At 59.2% G+C, this 20,234-nt stretch carries 18 protein-coding genes, 5 tRNA genes and 1 riboswitch; of the genes, 18 read left to right on the forward strand and 5 right to left on the reverse strand.

Going from position 1 to position 20,234, the window contains the following annotated elements; translation table 11 throughout:
• The first annotated feature begins 303 nt into the window (after positions 1-303).
• The 7 genes from V6F91_RS17975 (at position 304) to astE (ending at position 8,147) form a co-directional block, all read left to right on the forward strand.
• Positions 304-1,524, forward strand: coding sequence for an aspartate aminotransferase family protein (locus tag V6F91_RS17975; protein WP_332766696.1), 1,221 nt, complete (start codon positions 304-306; stop codon positions 1,522-1,524).
• Between the two features lie 204 nt (positions 1,525-1,728).
• Positions 1,729-2,748, forward strand: coding sequence for an arginine/ornithine succinyltransferase subunit alpha (gene aruF, locus V6F91_RS17980; RefSeq protein WP_090285407.1), 1,020 nt, complete (start codon positions 1,729-1,731; stop codon positions 2,746-2,748).
• 51 nt (positions 2,749-2,799) lie between these two features.
• Positions 2,800-3,828 carry an arginine N-succinyltransferase gene (gene astA, locus V6F91_RS17985; protein WP_093099208.1) on the forward strand — a complete coding sequence of 343 codons (1,029 nt, stop codon included), beginning with the start codon at positions 2,800-2,802 and terminating at the stop codon, positions 3,826-3,828.
• The gene (gene astD / locus V6F91_RS17990) at positions 3,825-5,291 is read left to right on the forward strand and encodes a succinylglutamate-semialdehyde dehydrogenase (RefSeq protein WP_332766699.1); all 1,467 of its coding nucleotides are present in this window, start codon (positions 3,825-3,827) and stop codon (positions 5,289-5,291) included. Before astA ends, astD begins: the two co-directional genes overlap by 4 nt.
• A 138-nt stretch (positions 5,292-5,429) precedes the next feature.
• Positions 5,430-6,776, forward strand: a complete 1,347-nt coding sequence (astB, locus tag V6F91_RS17995; RefSeq protein WP_208940122.1) for an N-succinylarginine dihydrolase — start codon at positions 5,430-5,432, stop codon at positions 6,774-6,776.
• A gap of 57 nt (positions 6,777-6,833) precedes the next feature.
• Positions 6,834-7,124 (forward strand): hypothetical protein, encoded by a 291-nt coding sequence (locus tag V6F91_RS18000; protein WP_016773591.1) that lies wholly within the window; start codon positions 6,834-6,836, stop codon positions 7,122-7,124.
• 12 nt (positions 7,125-7,136) lie between these two features.
• On the forward strand, positions 7,137-8,147 hold the full coding sequence (gene astE / locus V6F91_RS18005) for a succinylglutamate desuccinylase (protein ID WP_332766704.1): 1,011 nt from the start codon (positions 7,137-7,139) through the stop codon (positions 8,145-8,147).
• A gap of 71 nt (positions 8,148-8,218) precedes the next feature.
• Here astE and V6F91_RS18010 read toward each other — a convergent pair whose 3' ends face one another.
• A complete protein-coding gene (locus V6F91_RS18010; protein ID WP_208940124.1) occupies positions 8,219-8,728 on the reverse strand; it encodes a 6,7-dimethyl-8-ribityllumazine synthase in 510 nt (169 codons plus the stop codon).
• Between the two features lie 101 nt (positions 8,729-8,829).
• Positions 8,830-9,001: riboswitch (FMN riboswitch) on the reverse strand.
• Between the two features lie 273 nt (positions 9,002-9,274).
• On the opposite strand from V6F91_RS18010, the gene ltaE reads away from it, so the two are divergent.
• The 8 genes from ltaE to V6F91_RS18050 all read left to right on the forward strand — a co-directional run bounded on the left by ltaE (position 9,275) and on the right by V6F91_RS18050 (position 15,383).
• Positions 9,275-10,279 carry a low-specificity L-threonine aldolase gene (gene ltaE, locus V6F91_RS18015; RefSeq protein WP_332766706.1) on the forward strand — a complete coding sequence of 335 codons (1,005 nt, stop codon included), beginning with the start codon at positions 9,275-9,277 and terminating at the stop codon, positions 10,277-10,279.
• Between the two features lie 145 nt (positions 10,280-10,424).
• Complete coding sequence (gene alaS, locus V6F91_RS18020; protein WP_332766708.1) at positions 10,425-13,043, forward strand: alanine--tRNA ligase; 2,619 nt, start codon at positions 10,425-10,427, stop codon at positions 13,041-13,043.
• Positions 13,044-13,133: 90 nt separating this feature from the next.
• A complete protein-coding gene (locus tag V6F91_RS18025; RefSeq protein ID WP_332766710.1) occupies positions 13,134-14,375 on the forward strand; it encodes an aspartate kinase in 1,242 nt (413 codons plus the stop codon).
• 185 nt (positions 14,376-14,560) lie between these two features.
• The gene (gene csrA / locus V6F91_RS18030) at positions 14,561-14,749 is read left to right on the forward strand and encodes a carbon storage regulator CsrA (protein WP_002554426.1); all 189 of its coding nucleotides are present in this window, start codon (positions 14,561-14,563) and stop codon (positions 14,747-14,749) included.
• Positions 14,750-14,811: 62 nt separating this feature from the next.
• A tRNA-Ser gene (locus V6F91_RS18035) sits at positions 14,812-14,902 on the forward strand.
• Between the two features lie 107 nt (positions 14,903-15,009).
• Positions 15,010-15,086: transfer RNA gene (locus tag V6F91_RS18040), tRNA-Arg, on the forward strand.
• A 71-nt stretch (positions 15,087-15,157) separates the two neighbouring features.
• Positions 15,158-15,234: transfer RNA gene (locus tag V6F91_RS18045), tRNA-Arg, on the forward strand.
• A 72-nt stretch (positions 15,235-15,306) separates the two neighbouring features.
• Positions 15,307-15,383, forward strand: a tRNA-Arg gene (locus V6F91_RS18050).
• A gap of 19 nt (positions 15,384-15,402) precedes the next feature.
• Here V6F91_RS18050 and V6F91_RS18055 read toward each other — a convergent pair.
• A complete protein-coding gene (locus V6F91_RS18055; protein ID WP_332766713.1) occupies positions 15,403-15,921 on the reverse strand; it encodes a DUF4124 domain-containing protein in 519 nt (172 codons plus the stop codon).
• Between the two features lie 321 nt (positions 15,922-16,242).
• Between V6F91_RS18055 and mgtE the strand changes: the two genes are divergently transcribed.
• Positions 16,243-17,685 carry a magnesium transporter gene (mgtE, locus tag V6F91_RS18060; RefSeq protein ID WP_090285386.1) on the forward strand — a complete coding sequence of 481 codons (1,443 nt, stop codon included), beginning with the start codon at positions 16,243-16,245 and terminating at the stop codon, positions 17,683-17,685.
• A 112-nt stretch (positions 17,686-17,797) separates the two neighbouring features.
• On the opposite strand, the gene V6F91_RS18065 is transcribed toward mgtE, so the two are convergent.
• Positions 17,798-18,124: an Arc family DNA-binding protein gene (locus V6F91_RS18065; RefSeq protein WP_003178899.1), complete on the reverse strand. Its 327-nt coding sequence runs from the start codon at positions 18,122-18,124 to the stop codon at positions 17,798-17,800.
• A 387-nt stretch (positions 18,125-18,511) separates the two neighbouring features.
• On the opposite strand from V6F91_RS18065, the gene phnN reads away from it, so the two are divergent.
• Positions 18,512-19,081 (forward strand): phosphonate metabolism protein/1,5-bisphosphokinase (PRPP-forming) PhnN, encoded by a 570-nt coding sequence (phnN, locus tag V6F91_RS18070; RefSeq protein WP_332766717.1) that lies wholly within the window; start codon positions 18,512-18,514, stop codon positions 19,079-19,081.
• Here phnN and V6F91_RS18075 read toward each other — a convergent pair.
• Together V6F91_RS18075 and V6F91_RS18080 are read right to left on the reverse strand one after the other, a co-directional pair.
• Complete coding sequence (locus V6F91_RS18075; RefSeq protein WP_332766719.1) at positions 19,056-19,235, reverse strand: PA3371 family protein; 180 nt, start codon at positions 19,233-19,235, stop codon at positions 19,056-19,058. The genes phnN and V6F91_RS18075 overlap by 26 nt on opposite strands.
• Positions 19,236-19,257: 22 nt before the next feature.
• Positions 19,258-19,488, reverse strand: coding sequence for a hypothetical protein (locus tag V6F91_RS18080; RefSeq protein ID WP_332766721.1), 231 nt, complete (start codon positions 19,486-19,488; stop codon positions 19,258-19,260).
• Positions 19,489-19,779: 291 nt separating this feature from the next.
• Between V6F91_RS18080 and V6F91_RS18085 the strand changes: the two genes are divergently transcribed.
• Positions 19,780-19,856: transfer RNA gene (locus V6F91_RS18085), tRNA-Arg, on the forward strand.
• Positions 19,857-20,234 lie beyond the last annotated feature (378 nt).

The following is a 20,234-nucleotide window of genomic DNA, read 5'->3' on the forward strand; positions in this document are numbered from 1 at the left end:
GCCATTCCTTGGCGTCGAAAACAACCCTTAGCAAATCAGCTACAAACGCTCTCCGTGCGGTACATATTTATATCTCTGGGGCGAGGCTGACTTGGTATTCTGCGCGGCCTGCCGCAAATCGGCCGCGCCCGGTAAACTGCGCCTTTGCGACGCTATATGTCGCATTGCCGTAAACCCGGGAAAATCCGGGGTTTGCGCTATAAGAAGTTGTCGCTTGGCGGCAAGGCCGGGCACAAAACTGTCCTTACAATCCCCCCAATCGCTCGCCAGTTTCCGGCGAGTGTTCCTTTTCAGGAGACTCCGATGTCCGTTGAGCACGCTGCGGTACAACGCGCCGATTTCGACCAGGTAATGGTTCCCAACTACGCGCCTGCCGCTTTCATTCCGGTGCGTGGCGCCGGTTCCCGGGTCTGGGATCAGGCCGGCCGCGAGCTGATCGACTTCGCCGGCGGGATTGCCGTCAACGTATTGGGCCACGCGCACCCGGCGCTGGTCGGTGCCTTGACCGAGCAGGCCAACAAGCTGTGGCATGTGTCCAACGTGTTCACCAACGAGCCGGCGCTGCGCCTGGCGCACAAGCTGATCGACGCGACATTCGCCGAGCGCGCATTCTTCTGCAACTCCGGCGCTGAAGCCAACGAAGCCGCGTTCAAGCTGGCCCGTCGCGTCGCGTTCGACCGGTTCGGCAGCGAGAAGTACGAAATCATCGCCGCGCTGAACAGCTTCCACGGCCGTACCCTGTTCACCGTCAACGTCGGTGGCCAGTCGAAATACTCCGACGGTTTCGGCCCGAAAATCACCGGTATCACCCATGTCCCTTACAACGACCTGGCGGCACTGAAAGCTGCCGTGTCCGACAAGACCTGTGCGGTCGTGCTCGAACCGATTCAGGGCGAGGGCGGCGTGCTGCCGGCCGAACTGGCTTACCTGCAAGGTGCCCGTCAATTGTGCGACGCGCACAACGCGCTGCTGGTGTTCGACGAAGTGCAGACCGGCATGGGCCGCAGCGGCAAACTGTTCGCCTACCAGCATTACGGCGTGACCCCGGACATCCTCACCAGCGCCAAGAGCCTGGGCGGCGGTTTCCCGATCGCGGCGATGCTGACCACCGAAGCGCTGGCCAAGCATCTGGTCGTCGGCACTCACGGCACCACTTATGGCGGTAACCCGCTGGCCTGTGCGGTGGCGGAAGCGGTGATCGATGTGGTCAACACGCCAGAAGTGTTGAACGGTGTGAACGCCAAGCATGACAAGTTCAAGTCGCGTCTGGAACAGATCGGTGCGAAATACGGCCTGTTCACCCAGGTTCGTGGCCTCGGTCTGCTGATCGGCTGCGTGCTCAACGAGTCCTGGAAAGGCAAGGCCAAGGACATCTTCAACGCCGCTGAAAAAGAAGGCCTGATGATCCTCCAGGCCGGCCCGGACGTGATCCGCTTCGCCCCGAGCCTGGTGGTCGAAGACGCCGATATCGATGCCGGCCTGGACCGCTTCGAACGCGCCGCCGTTGCACTGACGCAAGCCTGATGGACCCGTCGATGCCTGGAGTTTTTCAGGCTTCGATCAAAATTTTGATACCGGGCACGTTCAACTCCAGGAGTGAGCCTGCTCGCGATAGCGGTCTATCAGACACATTGATGTCGACTAGTACACCGCCATCACGAGCAGGCTCACTCCTACAAGGTCCGGTGTTCTTTCTGTGATTTTTTTGAAGAGAAAAGGAGTGACACCATGCTGGTGATGCGCCCCGCGCAAATGGCTGATCTGGGCGAGGTACAGCGTCTGGCTGCGGACAGCCCGATTGGTGTCACTTCCTTGCCGGATGACGTGGAACGTCTGAGCGACAAGATCGCCGCGAGCGAAGCGTCGTTTGCCGCCGAAGTGAGCTTCAACGGTGAGGAAAGCTATTTCTTCGTTCTCGAAGATTCCGCCACCGGCAAGCTGGTCGGTTGCTCGGCCATTGTCGCCTCGGCCGGTTATTCGGAGCCGTTCTACAGCTTCCGCAACGAGACCTTCGTGCACGCCTCGCGCGAGCTGAAGATCCACAACAAGATCCACGTGCTCTCACAGTGCCACGACCTGACCGGCAACAGTCTGCTGACCAGTTTCTACGTGCAGCGCGAGCTGGTCGGATCGCCTTGGGCCGAGCTCAATTCCCGTGGCCGTCTGCTGTTCGTCGCCAGCCACCCGGAGCGGTTCGCCGATTCGGTGGTGACGGAGATCGTCGGTTACAGCGATGAAAACGGTGATTCGCCGTTCTGGGATGCGATCGGGCGCAACTTCTTCGACCTCAACTACGCCGAAGCCGAACGCCTGTGCGGGCTGAAAAGCCGCACGTTCCTCGCCGAGCTGATGCCGCATTACCCGATCTACGTGCCGTTGCTGCCGGACTCCGCGCAAGAAGCGATGGGCCAGGTGCACCCGCGGGCGCAGATCACCTTCGACATCCTGATGCGCGAAGGCTTCGAGACCGATCACTACATCGACATTTTCGACGGTGGCCCGACCCTGCATGCGCGGGTTTCCGGAATCCGCTCGATCGCGCAGAGCCGCGTGGTGCCGGTGAAGCTCGGCGAGCCGGTCAAAGGTGCCGGGCGCCAGTATCTGGTCGCCAACGCGCAGTTGCAGGATTACCGCGCGGTGTTGCTCGAGCTGGATTACGCGCCGGGCAAACCGGTGACTCTGGATCTGGAAGCGGCCGAAGCCTTGGGCGTCGGTGAAGGTGCCAGCGTGCGCCTGGTGGCGGTTTAACGCCTTAGCGAGTTTCACGGGTGGCGCAAGCGGCCCGTTTGAGGAGATAGCATGATTGTTCGTCCCGTACGCAGCAGCGATTTACCCGCGCTGATCGATCTGGCCCGCAGCACCGGCACCGGCCTCACCACCTTGCCGGCCAACGAAGAACGTCTGGCCCACCGGGTCGGCTGGGCCGAGAAGACCTTTCGCGGCGAAGCTGGCCGTGGCGATGCGGACTACCTGTTCGTGCTTGAAGACGACAACGGCCGCGTGGTGGGGATTTCCGCCATCGCTGGCGCGGTCGGTCTGCGCGAGCCCTGGTACAACTTCCGTGTCGGCCTGACCGTCAGCGCCTCGCAGGAATTGAACATCTACCGCGAAATTCCGACGCTGTTCCTGGCCAACGACCTGACCGGCAATTCCGAGTTGTGCTCGCTGTTCCTGCACGCCGATTACCGCAGCGGTCTGAACGGCCGCATGCTGTCCAAGGCGCGCATGTTGTTCATCGCCGAGTTCCCGGAGCTGTTCGGCAACAAGATCATCGCCGAGATGCGCGGTGTATCCGATGACGCCGGGCGCTCGCCGTTCTGGGAAAGCCTGGGCCGGCACTTCTTCAAGATGGAATTCAGCCAGGCTGATTACCTGACCGGTGTCGGCAACAAGGCGTTCATTGCCGAACTGATGCCGAAATTCCCGCTGTACACCTGCTTCCTTTCGCCGGATGCGCGCAACGTGATCGGCCAGGTCCACCCGGACACCGAGCCGGCGCTGGCGATGCTCAAGGGTGAAGGTTTCAGCTATCAGGGTTACGTCGATATCTTCGACGCCGGCCCGGCGATTGAATGCGAAACCGGCAAGATCCGCGCAGTGCGCGACAGTGAAGCGTTGGTGCTGGCCGTCGGCACGCCGGGCGACGACGCGACGCCGTTCATCATCCATAACCGCAAACGCGAAGACTGCCGCATTACCGCGGCGCCTGCGCGTCTGGCCGCCGGCACGCTGGTGGTCGATCCGCAGACCGCCAAACGTCTTCAACTCAGCGCCGGCGATCAGGTTCGCGCCGTGGCGTTGTCCGCTGCACGGGAGTCGAAACAATGAATTCGCTATACATCGCAGGTGAGTGGCTGGCCGGTCAGGGCGAAGCCTTTCAATCGCTGAACCCGGTGACCCAGCAAGTGCTGTGGTCGGGCGAGGGCGCCACCACGGCTCAGGTCGAGTCCGCCGTGCAGGCCGCACGCCAGGCGTTCCCCGGCTGGGCGCGGCGTTCGCTGGACGAACGCATCAGCGTGCTCGAAGCGTTTGCCGCCGCGCTGAAAAACCATGCCGACGAACTGGCCCGCACTATAGGCGAGGAAACCGGCAAGCCATTGTGGGAAGCCGCGACCGAAGTCACCAGCATGGTCAACAAGATTGCCATCTCGGTGCAGAGCTACCGCGAGCGCACCGGCGAGAAGAGCGGCCCGCTGGGCGACGCCACCGCCGTATTGCGCCACAAGCCGCACGGCGTGGTCGCGGTGTTCGGCCCTTACAACTTCCCCGGTCACCTGCCCAACGGCCATATCGTGCCGGCGTTGCTGGCCGGTAACAGCGTGCTGTTCAAGCCCAGCGAACTGACCCCGAAAGTCGCTGAGCTGACGGTCAAGTGCTGGATCGAAGCCGGCCTGCCAGCGGGCGTGCTGAACCTGCTGCAAGGCGCGCGCGAAACCGGCATCGCGCTGGCGGCGAATCCGGGGATCGATGGTCTGTTCTTCACCGGTTCGAGCCGCACCGGCAATCATCTGCATCAGCAGTTCGCTGGTCGCCCGGACAAGATCCTGGCGCTGGAAATGGGCGGCAACAATCCGCTGGTGGTCGACGAGGTTGCCGATCTCGATGCTGCGGTTTACACGATCATTCAGTCGGCGTTCATCTCCGCCGGCCAGCGTTGCACCTGCGCGCGCCGTTTGCTGGTGCCGCAAGGGGCGTGGGGCGACAGCCTGCTAAAGCGTCTGGTGGACGTCAGCGCGACCATCGAAGTCGGTGCGTTCGATCAGCAACCGGCGCCGTTCATGGGCTCGGTGGTTTCCCTTGGCGCGGCAAAAGCGCTCATGGATGCGCAGGAGCATCTACTGGCCAACGGCGCAGTGTCGCTGCTCGAAATGACTCAGCCGCAAGCGCAGTCGGCATTGTTGACGCCAGGCATTGTCGACGTAACCGCAGTCGCCGAGCGCCCGGACGAAGAACTGTTCGGTCCGTTGCTGCAAGTCATTCGTTACGTCGATTTCGAAGCCGCCATCGTCGAGGCCAACAACACCGCCTACGGTCTGGCTGCCGGCCTGTTGTCGGATTCCGAAGCGCGTTATCAGCAGTTCTGGCTGGAAAGCCGCGCCGGCATCGTCAACTGGAACAAGCAACTGACCGGTGCCGCGAGCAGCGCGCCGTTTGGCGGTGTCGGGGCGTCGGGCAACCATCGCGCTAGCGCCTATTACGCCGCGGATTACTGCGCGTACCCGGTGGCATCGCTGGAAACCCCGAGCCTGGTGTTGCCTGCCTCGCTGACGCCCGGCGTGAAAATGGCGTGATGCCCATTCGCGAGCAGGCTCGCTCCCACAGGGAAGTGCATTCCAATGTGGGAGCGAGCCTGCTCGCGAAGGCCACGCATCGGTCGCACTGAACAGTTACTGAAGCCTATAACAACAGATTCACGTGGAGCCTCGCTGATGAAATCCTACGAAGTCAATTTTGACGGTCTAGTGGGGCCGACCCATAACTACGGTGGTCTGTCCTACGGCAACGTTGCCTCCCAGAGCAACAGCCAGCAATCGTCGAGCCCGAAAGAAGCGGCGCTGCAAGGCCTGGCGAAAATGAAAGCGCTAATGGAAATGGGCTTTCAACAGGGCGTACTGGCGCCGCAGGAGCGTCCGGACGTGGCCGCGTTGCGCCGTCTGGGTTTCAGCGGCACCGACGCGCAGGTCATCGAGCGCGCCGCCAAAGAAGCCATGCCGCTGCTGGTCGCCAGTTGCTCGGCGTCGAGCATGTGGGTAGCCAACGCCGCCACGGTCAGTCCGAGCGCCGACACTGCTGACGGTCGCGTGCATTTCACCGCCGCCAACCTCAACTGCAAATACCACCGCAGCATCGAACATCCGACCACCAGTCGCGTGCTCGGCGCGATGTTCGCCAATCAGCAGCACTTCGCCCATCACGCGGCATTGCCGGCGGTGGCGCAATTCGGTGACGAAGGCGCGGCCAACCACACGCGTTTCTGCCGTGAATATGGCGAGGCGGGCGTCGAGTTCTTCGTGTTCGGGCGCAGTGCGTTCGACAACCGTTACCCGGCGCCGCAAAAGTACCCGGCGCGGCAGACCCTCGAAGCTTCGCAAGCCGTGGCGCGTCTGCACGGTCTGCGCGAAGACGGTGTGGTTTACGCGCAGCAGAACCCCAACGTGATCGATCAGGGCGTGTTCCACAACGACGTGATCGCCGTGGGCAACGGCGAAGTGTTGTTCTATCACGAGGACGCGTTCCTTGAGACCGAACAAATGCTCGCTGAGCTGGAGAGCAAACTGGCCAAGGTCGGTGGCAAGTTCCAGTCCGTGTGTGTACCGCGTTCGGCGGTCACCGTGGATGACGCGGTGCGATCGTACCTGTTCAACAGCCAGTTGCTGTCACGCCCAGACGGCTCGATGCTGCTGATCGTGCCGCAGGAGTGTCAGGCCAACGAACGCGTCTGGGCGTATCTGCAAAGCCTGACCAGCTCTGGCGGTCTGATTCGCGAAGTGAAAGTCTTCGACCTCAAGCAGAGCATGCAGAACGGCGGCGGCCCGGCGTGCCTGCGCTTGCGCGTGGCGCTCAACGAAACGGAACTGGCGGCGGTCAACCCAGGGGTTATCATGACGCCACCGTTGTACGGTTCGTTGACCGCATGGGTTGAAAAGCACTACCGCGACCGCCTCAGCGAAAGCGATCTGGCGGACCCGCAGTTGTTGCTTGAATGCCGGACGGCACTGGATGAACTGACGCAAATCCTTAAACTGGGCGCGGTTTATCCCTTCCAGATCAATTGATCGCCGGCGCGTTGCCAGAATGCAGCGCGCGGCGTGTCACCCCAAGAGAGTAAAAACATGAGCGATTCCCTGCAGCTGATCCTTGAAGACACCGACGGCACGCAACTGCAAACCTCGTGCACCCGCGTCGCGGTCATGTGGCAAGGCAAAGAGCTGTGGATCCAGCAGGACGGCCGCGGCCAGTTACTGATCGGCGTCGACGTCGAAGAAGGTGACGAAGAGTACGCCAACCTGCTGTTGCGCCCATTGGCGACTAATCTGGTAAGTCTGCAACTGGAAATGGAACCGGCTGACCTCGGCGCTGACGAGGATCACGTACACGGCCCGGATTGCAACCACGACCACTAAGGAAACCGCTCTATGCTCGCCCTCGGCAAACTGCTTGAACTGACCCTCGCCGGCCGTGAACCGGCGGAGAAGACTCAACTGACTGTCGAAGGCGTGCGCATGCGCTGGTTGAGCGAAGGGGCGCTGGAAGTCCGGCCCACGGAAGCGCGCGATAATGGCCTGGACTTGCTGCTGTCGGCGGGTATCCACGGCAACGAAACCGCACCGATCGAGTTGCTCGACCGGCTGCTGCACGACATCGCACGCGGCGATCTGAAGCCGCGTGCACGCATTCTGTTTCTGTTCGGTAACCCCGAGGCGATGCGCAAAGGCGAGCGCTTCATCGAGCAGGACGTCAATCGGCTGTTCAACGGCCGGCACGAACAAAGCAGTGGCAGCGAAGCGCTGCGTGCCTGTGAGCTGGAGCGTCTGGCGGCGACTTTCTTCAGCAAAACCGAGCGCCAGCGTTTGCACTACGACTTGCACACGGCGATTCGTGGCTCGAAGATCGAGCAGTTCGCCCTCTATCCATGGAAAGAAGGGCGCCAGCATTCGCGTCTTGAACTGGCGCGCCTTCGTGCGGCCGGTATGGAAGCCGTGTTGCTGCAGAACAAACCGTCGATCGTCTTCAGTTCCTATACTTACGACAAACTCGATGCCGAGGCTTTCACCCTGGAACTGGGCAAGGCGCGACCGTTCGGGCAGAACGACGGGGTCAACGTGTCGCTGCTGGAAACTCGCTTGAAGCAGATCATCGAAGGCAGCGAGCCGGAGATGGCCCAAGCGGGGCTGGACGGCTTGCAGCTGTTCAGCGTCGCCCGGGAAATCATCAAGCACAGCGATGCGTTCCGCCTGAACCTGCCGGCGGATATCGAGAACTTTTCCGAGTTGGACATGGGTTATGTGCTGGCCGAGGATCTGGCCAATACCCGTTGGGTCATTGAAGAGCCGGGCGCGCGGATCATCTTCCCCAACCCGAAGGTCAAAAACGGCCTGCGTGCCGGGATCCTGATCGTCCCGACCACCGACGAAAACCTCGCCTGATTTTCCGGCCAACACACACTACTGTGGATTAATCTGAGTGGGGTTTGGATTCCCCACTCAGCCTGCTGGAATCAGACCGCTACCGCATGCGGCTCGGTACGACGCAACGCGCGAACTTTACGCAGCGTATCGGCACACGTCCGCGCCGCTTCCTGGCCTTTGTGCACAAAGTGCTCAAAGAAGAATTTCTGATGCTCTTCGCCAGAATGGAAGTGATGCGGCGTCAGCGACACCGAGAACACCGGCACTTCGGTTTCCAGTTGTACCTGCATCAGGCCGCTGACCACTGACTGGGCGACGAACTCATGACGGTAGATGCCGCCGTCCACGACGAGGGCTGCTGCGACGATGCCGGCGTAACGACCGGTCTTGGCCAGCAGTTTGGCGTGCAGAGGCATTTCAAAAGCGCCGCCGACTTCAAAGAAGTCGATGTCCGATTCCTGATAACCCTGCGCAAGCATTTCGGCGACGAAGCCTTTGCGGCTCTGGTCGACGATTTCCTTGTGCCAGCAAGCCTGGATGAACGCGACGCGCTCGCCGTGCGGGTGTTTGCTTTTGCTGTCGATAGCGGTGGGTTGCATGTTCTGACTCCTGTTTGTGTAAAAAACAGGGCGTTATGAATCGAAAGGGATGCCAGGGTACGCACGCGCACGACAACGCGCGGACGGCCCTGTGCTTTTGATCCCGTTCTCTCTTCATCCGGACTATGACCGTCGGCCCCGGAATCACACCGGGTCTGCTGACCTTGGCGCCGACCACCGCGATTGCCGTGTTCGTCGCCAAGCGCTCGCGGGCTATGCGCATTGCGCGCAATTACCGCCGGTGGGGAATTGCACCCCGCCCTGAGAACGTTTGTGCCGCCCGAACTCGGGCAGCGCGCAGTTTGTAACACATATTTTTCGGTCCTGCACAGAACCTGTGGGAGCGAGCTTGCTCGCGAAAGCGGCTTCACATTCAACGAATATGCTGACTGTTACTCCGCTTTCGCGAGGCTCGCTCACACATGGACCATGCTTTTTTCCTGAGGACCGTGATTTATCCTTCTTCAAGGCTTGATTAATCCGCGCCATGACCGCAGTAATCCCACTTCACAAAGGGATTCCCCCTGCTGACCAGAGGCCAGGTTCATGAGCGTTATCGATCTTCGCAGCGACACCGTCACCCAACCGACTCCCGCCATGCTCGACGCCATGCTGGCGGCGGACACCGGTGACGACGTGTACGGCGAAGACCCTACGGTCAACCGTCTGGAAGGCGAACTGGCCAGCCGCCTCGGTTTTGCAGCCGCGCTGTTCGTGCCGACCGGGACCATGAGTAATCTGCTCGGGTTGATGGCGCACTGTGAGCGCGGCGACGAATACATCGTCGGCCAGCAGGCGCACACCTACAAATACGAGGGTGGTGGTGCTGCCGTGCTCGGTTCGATCCAGCCGCAGCCGCTGGAAGTGCAGGCCGACGGTTCGCTCGATCTGGAGCAGGTCGCCGCAGCGATCAAACCGGACGACTTCCACTTTGCTCGCACGCGCTTGCTGGCGTTGGAAAACACCATGCAAGGCAAAGTGCTGCCACTGGAATATCTGGCCCGGGCCCGACGCTTCACTCAGCAGCATGGCCTGCAGTTGCACCTGGACGGGGCGCGGCTCTACAACGCAGCGGTCAAGCTCGGTGTCGATGCGCGGGAAATCACGCAGTATTTCGATTCGGTGTCGGTGTGCCTGTCCAAAGGCCTCGGTGCACCGGTCGGCTCGGTGCTGTGCGGTTCTGAACAACTGATCGGCAAGGCCCGGCGTTTGCGCAAAATGGTCGGCGGCGGCATGCGCCAGGCCGGCGTGCTGGCAGCGGCGGGGCTGTACGCACTGGATCACAACGTCGGGCGGCTGGCCGATGATCACGCCAACGCGCAACAGCTGGCCGAGGGTCTGCGTGAGGCCGGTTTCGTCGTCGAACCCGTGCAAACCAATATGGTTTATGTGCAAATGGGCGACAGGGCCGAGGCGCTCAAGGCCTTCGCGGCCGAGCGCGGGATCAAGCTCAGCGCGGCTGCACGTCTGCGCATGGTCACGCACATGGACGTCAGCCGTGCGCAAATCGAGCAAGTGATCGCGACATTCGTCGAGTTTTCACGCAAGTGACAGCGTTAGCCGTCCAATTGACCGTTTCTATCGTATAAACACGCTGTACCCCGCGCGCAGGGCCGATATAATGCGGCCCTTTGCCGTCGCTTCGTCTCTGACGTTTCGAACAGGCCTTTGGCCGCAGCCTCCGTGGAAGAACCTAATGAAAAGCGCAGAAATCCGTGAAGCCTTCCTTCGCTTCTTCGAAGAGCAAGGCCACACCCGTGTAGCCTCCAGCTCTTTGATTCCGGGCAACGACCCAACCCTGCTGTTCACCAACGCGGGGATGAACCAGTTCAAGGACTGCTTCCTGGGCCAGGAAAAACGTGCCTACACCCGTGCGACCAGCAGCCAGAAGTGCGTGCGCGCCGGTGGCAAGAACAGTGACCTGGAAAACGTCGGTTATACCGCCCGTCACCACACGTTCTTCGAAATGCTCGGTAACTTCAGCTTCGGCGATTATTTCAAGCACGACGCGATCACCTTCGCCTGGACCTTCCTGACCGGCGTGCTGAAGCTGCCGAAGGAAAAACTCTGGGTCACCGTCTACGCCACCGACGACGAAGCGTATGACATCTGGACGCAGAAAATCGGCGTGCCGGCCGAGCGCATGATCCGTATCGGCGACAACAAAGGCGCGCCGTACGCGTCCGACAACTTCTGGACCATGGGCGACACCGGCCCGTGCGGCCCGTGCACCGAGATTTTCTACGATCACGGCGAGCACATCTGGGGTGGCCCGCCGGGCTCGCCGGAAGAAGATGGCGATCGTTACATCGAAATCTGGAACAACGTGTTCATGCAGTTCAACCGCACCGCCGACGGCGTGTTGCATCCGTTGCCAGCGCCGTCGGTCGACACCGGCATGGGCCTGGAGCGGATCAGTGCGGTGATGCAGCACGTCAATTCCAACTACGACATCGACCTGTTCAAGAACCTGCTGAAGGCTTCGGCTGAAGCGATCGGTTGCGAAAACGGTGATCAGTCTTCGCTCAAAGTGGTGTCCGACCACATCCGTTCCTGCGGTTTCCTGATTGCCGACGGCGTGCTGCCGTCCAACGAAGGTCGTGGTTACGTGCTGCGCCGGATCATTCGTCGCGCCTGCCGTCACGGCAACAAGCTCGGCGCCACCGGCAGCTTCTTCTACAAGATCGTCGCGGCGCTGGTGGCCGAGATGGGCGAAGCGTTCCCGGAACTGAAAAAGCAGCAGAGCAACATCGAGCGTGTGCTCAAGGCCGAAGAAGAACAGTTCTCCAAAACACTGGAGCACGGCCTGAAGATTCTCGAGCAGGATCTGGCCGAGCTCAAAGGCACCGTGGTGCCGGGCGATGTGGTGTTCAAGCTTTACGATACCTACGGTTTCCCGATGGACCTGACCGCTGACATCGCCCGCGAACGCGGCCTGACCGTCGATGAAGTCGGCTTCGAGCGTGAAATGGAAGCCCAGCGTGTCCGCGCGCGCTCCGCCAGTTCGTTCGGTCTGGACTACAACACGCTGGTCAAGGTTGACGTTGCCACCGAGTTCACCGGTTACGCCGCCACCAGCGGTTCGGCAAAAATCGTGGCTATCTATAAGGATGGTCAGTCGGTCGACGTGCTGAGCGAAGGCGAAGAGGCAGTAATCGTGCTCAACCAGACGCCGTTCTACGCCGAATCCGGTGGCCAGATCGGCGACTGCGGTTTCATTCAGGCGGGCAACAGCCGTTTTGACGTGCGCGACACTACCAAGACCGGCGGTGCGTTCCTGCATCACGGTGTGCTGGCGTCCGGCAGTCTGACCATCGGCGCGCCGGTGGAAACTCACGTCGACGCCGAAGTGCGTCACGCCACCGCGTTGAACCACTCGGCCACCCACTTGCTGCACGCGGCATTGCGTCAGGTGCTGGGTGAGCACGTGCAGCAGAAAGGTTCGTTGGTCGACAGCCAGCGCCTGCGTTTCGACTTCAGCCACTTCGAGGCGATCAAGCCTGCGCAGATCAAGCAACTGGAAGACATCGTCAACGCCGAGATCCGCAAGAACTCTGCGGTTGAAACCGAAGAAACCGACATCGATACCGCGAAGAACAAGGGCGCCATGGCGCTGTTCGGCGAGAAGTACGGTGACAGCGTGCGCGTGCTGAGCATGGGCGGCGACTTCTCCGTCGAACTGTGCGGCGGTATCCACGCCAACCGTACCGGCGACATCGGCCTGCTGAAAATCATCAGCGAAGGCGGCGTGGCCTCGGGCGTGCGTCGTATCGAAGCCGTCACCGGTGCCGCGGCGCTGACGTACCTCAACGCTGCCGAAGAACAACTCAAGGAAGCGGCCAGCCTCGTCAAGGGCAGCCGTGACAATCTGATCGACAAGCTGTCGGCTGTGCTCGAGCGCAACCGCCTGCTGGAGAAGCAACTCGAGCAGTTGCAGGCCAAGGCGGCCAGTGCGGCGGGCGACGATCTGTCGGCCTCGGCAGTGGACGTCAAGGGCGTGAAGGTTCTGGCCGCACGTCTGGACGGTCAGGACGGCAAGGCGCTGCTGGCGCTGGTCGATCAGCTGAAAAACAAACTCGGCCGCGCAGTGATCCTGCTCGGCGGTGTCCATGAGGAAAAGGTCGTACTGGTTGCAGGCGTAACCAAGGACCTGACTGGCCAACTCAAAGCCGGTGATTTGATGAAGCAGGCTGCTGCGGCGGTGGGCGGGAAGGGCGGTGGTCGTCCGGACATGGCGCAGGGCGGCGGTGTTGATGCCGGCGCACTGGATGGCGCACTGGCGCTGACCGTTCCATTCGTCGAGCAGGGTCTATAAGACAGCCCGCCGGGCGCGCGATCCAATGGCGCACCCGGGGGCTGATCGAGTAATTATTGGGCGCCCTTCATGGGCAGAGGCGGCTTTGAAATGGCTTTGATCGTACAGAAATTTGGAGGCACCTCGGTCGGCACTGTCGAGAGAATCGAGCAGGTCGCCGACAAGGTTAAGAAATTCCGTGATGCCGGCGATGACCTGGTGGTCGTGCTGTCGGCAATGAGCGGCGAAACCAACCGTCTGATCGATCTGGCCAAGCAAATCAGTGGCGAGACGCAACCGGTTCCGCGCGAACTGGACGTGATCGTTTCCACCGGTGAGCAGGTGACGATTGCCCTGTTGGCCATGGCGCTGATCAAGCGCGGTGTGCCAGCGGTGTCGTACACCGGTAATCAGGTGCGGATCCTGACAGACAGTGCGCACAATAAAGCGCGTATCTTGCAGATTGATGACCAGAAGATTCGTGGCGACCTGAAAGCCGGTCGCGTGGTTGTGGTCGCCGGTTTCCAGGGCGTCGACGAGCACGGCAACATCACCACCCTCGGTCGTGGCGGTTCCGATACCACTGGCGTGGCCCTTGCAGCTGCGCTGAAGGCTGACGAGTGCCAGATCTACACCGACGTTGATGGCGTTTACACCACCGATCCGCGTGTTGTTCCGGTCGCCCAGCGTCTGGACAAGATCACCTTCGAAGAGATGCTGGAAATGGCCAGCCTCGGTTCCAAGGTGTTGCAGATCCGTGCGGTCGAATTCGCCGGCAAGTACAACGTTCCGCTGCGCGTACTGCACAGCTTCAAGGAGGGTCCGGGCACCCTCATTACTATTGATGAAGAGGAAACCATGGAACAGCCGATCATTTCCGGCATCGCTTTCAACCGCGATGAAGCCAAGCTGACCATCCGTGGCGTGCCAGACACCCCGGGCGTGGCGTTCAAGATTCTCGGTCCGATCAGTGCCGCGAACATCGAAGTCGACATGATCGTGCAGAACGTTGCGCACGATAACACCACCGACTTCACCTTCACCGTGCACCGCAACGACTACCAGGCCGCACAGACCGTGCTGGAAAACACCGCTCGCGAGATCGGTGCCCGTGAAGTGGTTGGCGACACCAGGATTGCCAAGGTCTCGATCGTCGGCGTCGGCATGCGTTCCCACGCAGGCGTTGCCAGCCGCATGTTCGAATCGCTGGCCAAGGAAAGCATCAACATCCAGATGATCTCGACGTCGGAAATCAAGGTTTCCGTGGTGATCGAAGAGAAGTACCTGGAACTGGCCGTGCGCGCCCTGCACACGGCTTTCGAACTGGATGCTCCGGCCCGTCAGGGCGAGTAATTCCGTTTCTTGAGGGGCGCGGTCTGAACGCGCCCTTTATTTTTGAATGGCGCGAGCCCTGAACTGTTCTTTTGCTCGCGCTGGTCAATACTCAGGCATGTAGGGCTACGATCGCTCCGGTTGTAGGTCGGGTGCCTTTTTTTTGCAGACTGTTGTCCCTGAAAGAATTGCGTGAGGAGAAAGGTATGCTGATTCTGACTCGTCGGTGCGCAGAAAGCCTGATTATCGGTGATGGCGAAATCACCGTGACCGTGCTCGGCGTTAAAGGAAACCAGGTGCGCATCGGCGTCAACGCGCCGAAAGAGGTTGCCGTCCACCGTGAGGAAATTTACCTGCGTATAAAGAAAGAGAAGGACGAAGAACCAAGCCATTAATTTTTATCGATTTTTATGTTTGCAAACGGGGAAAAGGTTGGTTAAGATACGCCCCGTGTTGCGGAGAGCTGGCCGAGTGGCCGAAGGCGCTCCCCTGCTAAGGGAGTACACCTCACAAGGGTGTCGGGGGTTCGAATCCCCCGTTCTCCGCCATTATTTGCTTAGTACGTTGTAATCTGGCTTTTTCGGTAAGTGTTTGAATTTACTAGAAAAAGTGGTTGGAATAGAGATTAGACGGGCTATAATGCGGCGCAACAAATGCACTCGTAGCTCAGCTGGATAGAGTACTCGGCTACGAACCGAGCGGTCACAGGTTCGAATCCTGTCGAGTGCACCATTTAAGAGTTAATTGCAGCGATGCAGATAACTCGGCTTCAACCAGATGTGAGCTGGTCTAAAAACACAAATGCACTCGTAGCTCAGCTGGATAGAGTACTCGGCTACGAACCGAGCGGTCACAGGTTCGAATCCTGTCGAGTGCACCATTTAAGAGTTAGTTGCAGTGATGCGGGTAACTTGGCTTCATCCAGTTGTGGTCTGGGCTAAAAACACAAATTGCACTCGTAGCTCAGCTGGATAGAGTACTCGGCTACGAACCGAGCGGTCACAGGTTCGAATCCTGTCGAGTGCACCATATACCAGAAAGCCCGCGTTTAACGCGGGCTTTTTGCTGTCCGGGATTTCGCTTTCGCCTTCACGCATCCTCTCTCGTCAAAATCGATCTGAGCACTGCGGCCTCGCTTGAGGTCGTAACTGTAGCGGGTGGTCGATGTTCTGATACTCATCTTGTCTGGCTTGCCCAGTGCGCTTTCGACGTCCTGCTGGCTCATGCCGGCGATGACGCGCCGATTAATGATCGCTTCGCGCCGCTGTCGGTTATCGATCAGATTTCCGCAGTTGTCTTCAGCATGACCAATCACGGCCGGTTCTCGACGCGTGGCCCTCAAATCGTTTATGCGTTCGTGGTTGTGTTCTGGCATTACGGCAACCGATCCGGGTGAGTAGGGGTGTACCTCTTGTGTCGAGCGCTGCTCACCCTGCGCGCAGCTCATTGAGGTGAATGTGACCCTGCCGTCGCTGTCCTCGCAACGATGAAGCGAAACAGGCGCTGCGCTGGATGGCAGGCAAAGCAGGCAGGCGGGTAGCAGAAAAGCATAGGATTTGAACCGCATTCGATGTCCTCCATGACGATCTGTCTTCAAGCTTAGTCGCCACATTTTCCACTGCCGGTGTGTTTTCTTTACAGAATGAGTCGTCGCAGTTGCAGGGTTCAGGACGGCGCTCAGAATTGTTTCGCAAGCGCTTGTTTCGACCGTGATTTTTTAACGTTTAAAACCGTCAAGCGGTGTATCATTGCGCCCGTCAGCCCCGCCGGGGCTTATGGAAAAATTCCATGGACTTACCCAGTAGTTACTCAGTACCCCGTTTCACCAATCATGAATTGACTGATTGATCCTTCCGGCGTGCCCCGCTGCTGGGAGTGGAGTTCGCCTATGTCTGAAATCGAAGTAAAGAAAACTCAAGAAAGCCTGCAGGATCGCCTGGCTCAGGTGGTCGAGCTGCTGCAGCGCCAGCGTGTCGTCGAGGACCTGACTCATCGTCAGGAAGGCCCGCATCACGACCGCGTCGAAAACCTGGTCCACCGGCAAAATCTCGTCGAGCTGCAACGCAAGCTCGATGATCTGCACTCCGCCGACGTTGCGTATATTCTCGAAGCCCTGCCGCTGGACGATCGTCTGACGCTCTGGCAATTGGTCAAGGCTGACCGCGACGGCGACATTCTGCTCGAAGTATCCGATTCCGTTCGTGAAACGCTGATCGCCGACATGGACGATCACGAGCTGCTCGCGGCTGCCAAGGACATGGACGCCGACGAACTCGCTGACCTGGCTTCCGAGCTGCCGCGAGACGTCGTTCATGAGCTGATGGAGAGCCTCGACAATCAGCAGCGTGAGCGCGTGCGTTCAGCCCTGTCCTATGACGAGGACCAGGTCGGTGCATTGATGGACTTCGAGATGGTGACCATCCGTGAGGATGTCAGTCTCGAAGTGGTTTTGCGTTATCTGCGTCGCCTGAAAGAGCTTCCGGGGCATACCGATAAGCTGTTCGTGGTTGATTACGACGGCGTGCTCAAAGGCGTTTTGCCGATCAAGCGTCTGCTGGTCAACGATCCGGAGAAACAGGTCGCCGAAGTCATGGCCAGCGATCCGGTTAGCTTTCACCCGGACGAAGACGCCTACGATGCTGCGCAGGCGTTCGAGCGTTACGACTTGATCTCGGCACCGGTGGTCGACAAGAACGGCAAGCTGATCGGTCGTCTGACCATCGACGAAATGGTCGACCTGATCCGTGAGGAGAGCGAAAGCGAAGTTCTTAACATGGCGGGTTTGCGCGAAGAGGAAGATATCTTCGCTTCCGTCTGGAAGTCGTTGCGCAACCGTTGGGCGTGGCTGGCCGTCAACCTGATCACGGCGTTTGTCGCATCGCGGGTGATCGGTTTGTTCGAAGGTTCGATCGAGAAGTTGGTCGCGCTGGCAGCGTTGATGCCGATTGTCGCCGGTATCGGCGGCAACTCCGGTAATCAGACGATCACCATGATCGTACGCGCTATGGCGCTTGATCAGGTCAGCACCGGCAATACCTCACGGCTGATGCGCAAGGAGCTCGCGGTAGGTCTGATCAATGGCCTGGTCTGGGGTGGGGTGATCGGTGTGGTTGCCTATCTGCTTTACGGCAGTTGGTCGCTAGGCGTGGTAATGACTGCCGCGATGACGCTGAACCTGCTGTTGGCTGCGCTGATGGGTGTATTGATTCCGATGACGCTGGCTAAGATGGGCCGGGATCCGGCGATGGGGGCCAGTGTGATGATCACTGCCATGACCGACAGCGGTGGTTTCTTCATCTTCCTGGGGCTGGCGACGATCTTCTTGCTCTAACTGATCGCGCTGAAACAACCCGCCAGTCTGGCGGGTTTTTTTTGCCTGTGAAAAGCAAATTTCGGGCAAAAAAAAGCCAGCTATCAAAGCTGGCTTGAGGTGTTCGTGTTACTCAGGACGCGTCTGCGGCCATTTCCGCATCGTGTGCAATCAGCGAAACCAGTGCGTTCTGCTGACGGTGCGACAACTGACGGAAGCGTTGTAACAGCTCGCGCTCGTGCAACGACAGCTCCGGGCTGTCCAGGCGCATGCTCAGCTCTTCGCCCAGTGCACCTTCCTGAATAAGACTCTGCTCAAGGCGCGCAATGATCTCGGAGTTCATGCTGCGATGATGATTGCGAGCCACCTCGGCAATGCGTTCACGCATTCCGTCTGGCAGACGTACGACGAACTTGTCAGCCGTACGGCTGGAATAAATTGCCTGTTTCAATGGGCGCATATATTTAACCGGTTAGTTCAGGGGAGCGGTTCTCGGGATTGGCCGCAGGATGTGTGGTAGGACAAGCATCCGCGCCAAATGGTTCAACCTGAATTGTTAAGAGGCCCGCATCATGCCTCAAAATTGCCAGATCATTGGCGTCAATTCTGTGACAAATATTGAGCCGGGTAAAGGCGTAATGCCAGCACCAATCATCAGAAATGCGGACTGGTTGGAAATCTTTGCCTTTGTCCCGCGCTCTGCCTGGGTGTCATCGGCTTCCGCGGATGCTCTAAGGTGCCGTAAGGTGCATGCTAAGCAGCTGCGCATCCTTGTTACCTACCTTTACAGGATAGTGGCAAATTGCCGATTTACTAGTGGCGGGCATCCGCAGAGGGCGTTTAAGGGATGGATGGCAAGCTTATTTATTTGATGGGCCCGTCCGGTTCAGGCAAAGACAGCCTTATCGAGGCTGCTCGCCAACCATTGCGTGCGTTGAATTGCGAAGTCATGCGCCGGGTGATTACCCGGTCCGCCGAATCGGTGGGGGAAGATGCTATCGGAGTGACGCCCGATGAGTTCGACCAGCGTGAGCGCGCTGGTGATTTTGCCTTGGCTTGGCACGCCAATGGCCTGTCCTATGGCATTCCCGCTGAGATGGATCAACGCCTGAGCTCCGGTCGACACGTTTTGGTTAATGGTTCGCGAGCTAACTTGCGCCAGGCGATGATGCGTTACCCAGGGCTTATTGCAGTCTTGTTGACGGTTCGGGACGATGTGTTACGAGAGCGTCTGCTCAAGCGTGGTCGTGAGACGCTTGAGCAGATCGATCAGAGGCTGGGTCGTAATGCGCAGTTCAAGGATAGGAGGTCGAGCGATGGGCCTTTGCGCCTCATCGACAACTCCGGCAACCTGGGGGATGCCGTGAATCAACTTTTGGCTTTGATTGCGCTTAGCGTAAAACCGGATCAAATTTGATTTTGCGTCCGGCAGCCAATGCCAATACAAACAACACCGCAAAAACGCCGCAGCCAACCAGCGGCAGGCTGATCTTGGTGTCCTCGAACAGCGAAAAATGCATAGCGCCGCTCAACAGGGCGAGGATCAGTAATCCCGCAGCTGACTTGGACATCATTTGTACTCCTGAAGATGTTTCAAAAAACCAGACGTTCGGAGGTTACCGCCGGAAGTGTCTGCTCGGAATCGCTGACGGCTTGTGGCGCGCCCTGATTGCTTAACACCGCGAGTTGAGGCGCCTTTTGTACCTGTAAGTAATGCGGTACGCGTTGAGCCACGGATTCGGGTGCTTTGTGCTCGGGGATAAACTGAGAACCGACCAAAACCGCCAAAGCAATTGCATTTGCAAGCAAAAGGGTGCTGTTCATGGGGTTGGGCTCCGAATGTTCTTTATAGAACAGACAAAGCACTCGCCGTGCCAACAGTCTATCCGCTGTTAAATCGTTTAAAAACAAGCATTTGAAGGATTTTCAGCGATGGCGCTGATTGCAATCTGCAATGGTGGTGTTTTGAGAGTCGTGCAAAATGCCGGTAACTCTTCCGGCAAACGGGTGGGCAGGGGCCTACACTTAAAAAGCCGTGGGATGACATGACAAATCAGGGTTCGGCCGTTAACATGCACGCCGTCCGTCACGCAGCGCCTGCTGCGGCTTACCTGTGTCTCAGTAGCTCAATTGGATAGAGCATCCCCCTCCTAAGGGGAAGGTTGGCAGTTCGAACCTGCCCTGGGACACCATCCGACATCGACTTCCCCTTTAGATAGCTCCTCATCCCGAATGGGTGGGTGGTGGCTGCCTGTTACAGGCACCGCCGGGCTGGCCTTTGCTTCGCTTCTATCTTCTATATAGGAGAGGAGTGAAGCGAGAATTCGTCAAAAGCGAAATTAACGGTTGACGGCAGATTTCAGGTGTCTATAATTCGCCCCACTTCCGGCGCAGTCGAAACGGAAAACTCCTTGAGATTCAACGAGTTAAGTAGGTTTCGGCAGCAAGCGGCTTCAGTTCATCGAAGTCCGAAAGGAAGTTGAAAAAGAGGTGTTGACAGCAGCGTGTAACGCTGTAGAATTCGCCTCCCGCTGACGAGAGATCGGAAGCGCAAGTGGTTGAAGTTGTTG

The organism is Pseudomonas koreensis (assembly GCF_036668835.1).
Lineage (GTDB): Bacteria > Pseudomonadota > Gammaproteobacteria > Pseudomonadales > Pseudomonadaceae > Aquipseudomonas > Aquipseudomonas koreensis_I.

What these genes read in the sequence shown, in the direction of transcription:
- V6F91_RS17975 (WP_332766696.1), top strand. Translation starts at nt 304, where the DNA reads ATGTCCGTTGAGCACGCTGCGGTACAACGCGCCGATTTCGACCAGGTA.
- aruF (WP_090285407.1), top strand. Translation starts at nt 1,729, where the DNA reads ATGCTGGTGATGCGCCCCGCGCAAATGGCTGATCTGGGCGAGGTACAG.
- astA (WP_093099208.1), top strand. Translation starts at nt 2,800, where the DNA reads ATGATTGTTCGTCCCGTACGCAGCAGCGATTTACCCGCGCTGATCGAT.
- astD (WP_332766699.1), top strand. Translation starts at nt 3,825, where the DNA reads ATGAATTCGCTATACATCGCAGGTGAGTGGCTGGCCGGTCAGGGCGAA.
- astB (WP_208940122.1), top strand. Translation starts at nt 5,430, where the DNA reads ATGAAATCCTACGAAGTCAATTTTGACGGTCTAGTGGGGCCGACCCAT.
- V6F91_RS18000 (WP_016773591.1), top strand. Translation starts at nt 6,834, where the DNA reads ATGAGCGATTCCCTGCAGCTGATCCTTGAAGACACCGACGGCACGCAA.
- astE (WP_332766704.1), top strand. Translation starts at nt 7,137, where the DNA reads ATGCTCGCCCTCGGCAAACTGCTTGAACTGACCCTCGCCGGCCGTGAA.
- V6F91_RS18010 (WP_208940124.1), bottom strand. Translation starts at nt 8,728, where the DNA reads ATGCAACCCACCGCTATCGACAGCAAAAGCAAACACCCGCACGGCGAG.
- ltaE (WP_332766706.1), top strand. Translation starts at nt 9,275, where the DNA reads ATGAGCGTTATCGATCTTCGCAGCGACACCGTCACCCAACCGACTCCC.
- alaS (WP_332766708.1), top strand. Translation starts at nt 10,425, where the DNA reads ATGAAAAGCGCAGAAATCCGTGAAGCCTTCCTTCGCTTCTTCGAAGAG.
- V6F91_RS18025 (WP_332766710.1), top strand. Translation starts at nt 13,134, where the DNA reads ATGGCTTTGATCGTACAGAAATTTGGAGGCACCTCGGTCGGCACTGTC.
- csrA (WP_002554426.1), top strand. Translation starts at nt 14,561, where the DNA reads ATGCTGATTCTGACTCGTCGGTGCGCAGAAAGCCTGATTATCGGTGAT.
- V6F91_RS18055 (WP_332766713.1), bottom strand. Translation starts at nt 15,921, where the DNA reads ATGCGGTTCAAATCCTATGCTTTTCTGCTACCCGCCTGCCTGCTTTGC.
- mgtE (WP_090285386.1), top strand. Translation starts at nt 16,243, where the DNA reads ATGTCTGAAATCGAAGTAAAGAAAACTCAAGAAAGCCTGCAGGATCGC.
- V6F91_RS18065 (WP_003178899.1), bottom strand. Translation starts at nt 18,124, where the DNA reads ATGCGCCCATTGAAACAGGCAATTTATTCCAGCCGTACGGCTGACAAG.
- phnN (WP_332766717.1), top strand. Translation starts at nt 18,512, where the DNA reads ATGGATGGCAAGCTTATTTATTTGATGGGCCCGTCCGGTTCAGGCAAA.
- V6F91_RS18075 (WP_332766719.1), bottom strand. Translation starts at nt 19,235, where the DNA reads ATGTCCAAGTCAGCTGCGGGATTACTGATCCTCGCCCTGTTGAGCGGC.
- V6F91_RS18080 (WP_332766721.1), bottom strand. Translation starts at nt 19,488, where the DNA reads ATGAACAGCACCCTTTTGCTTGCAAATGCAATTGCTTTGGCGGTTTTG.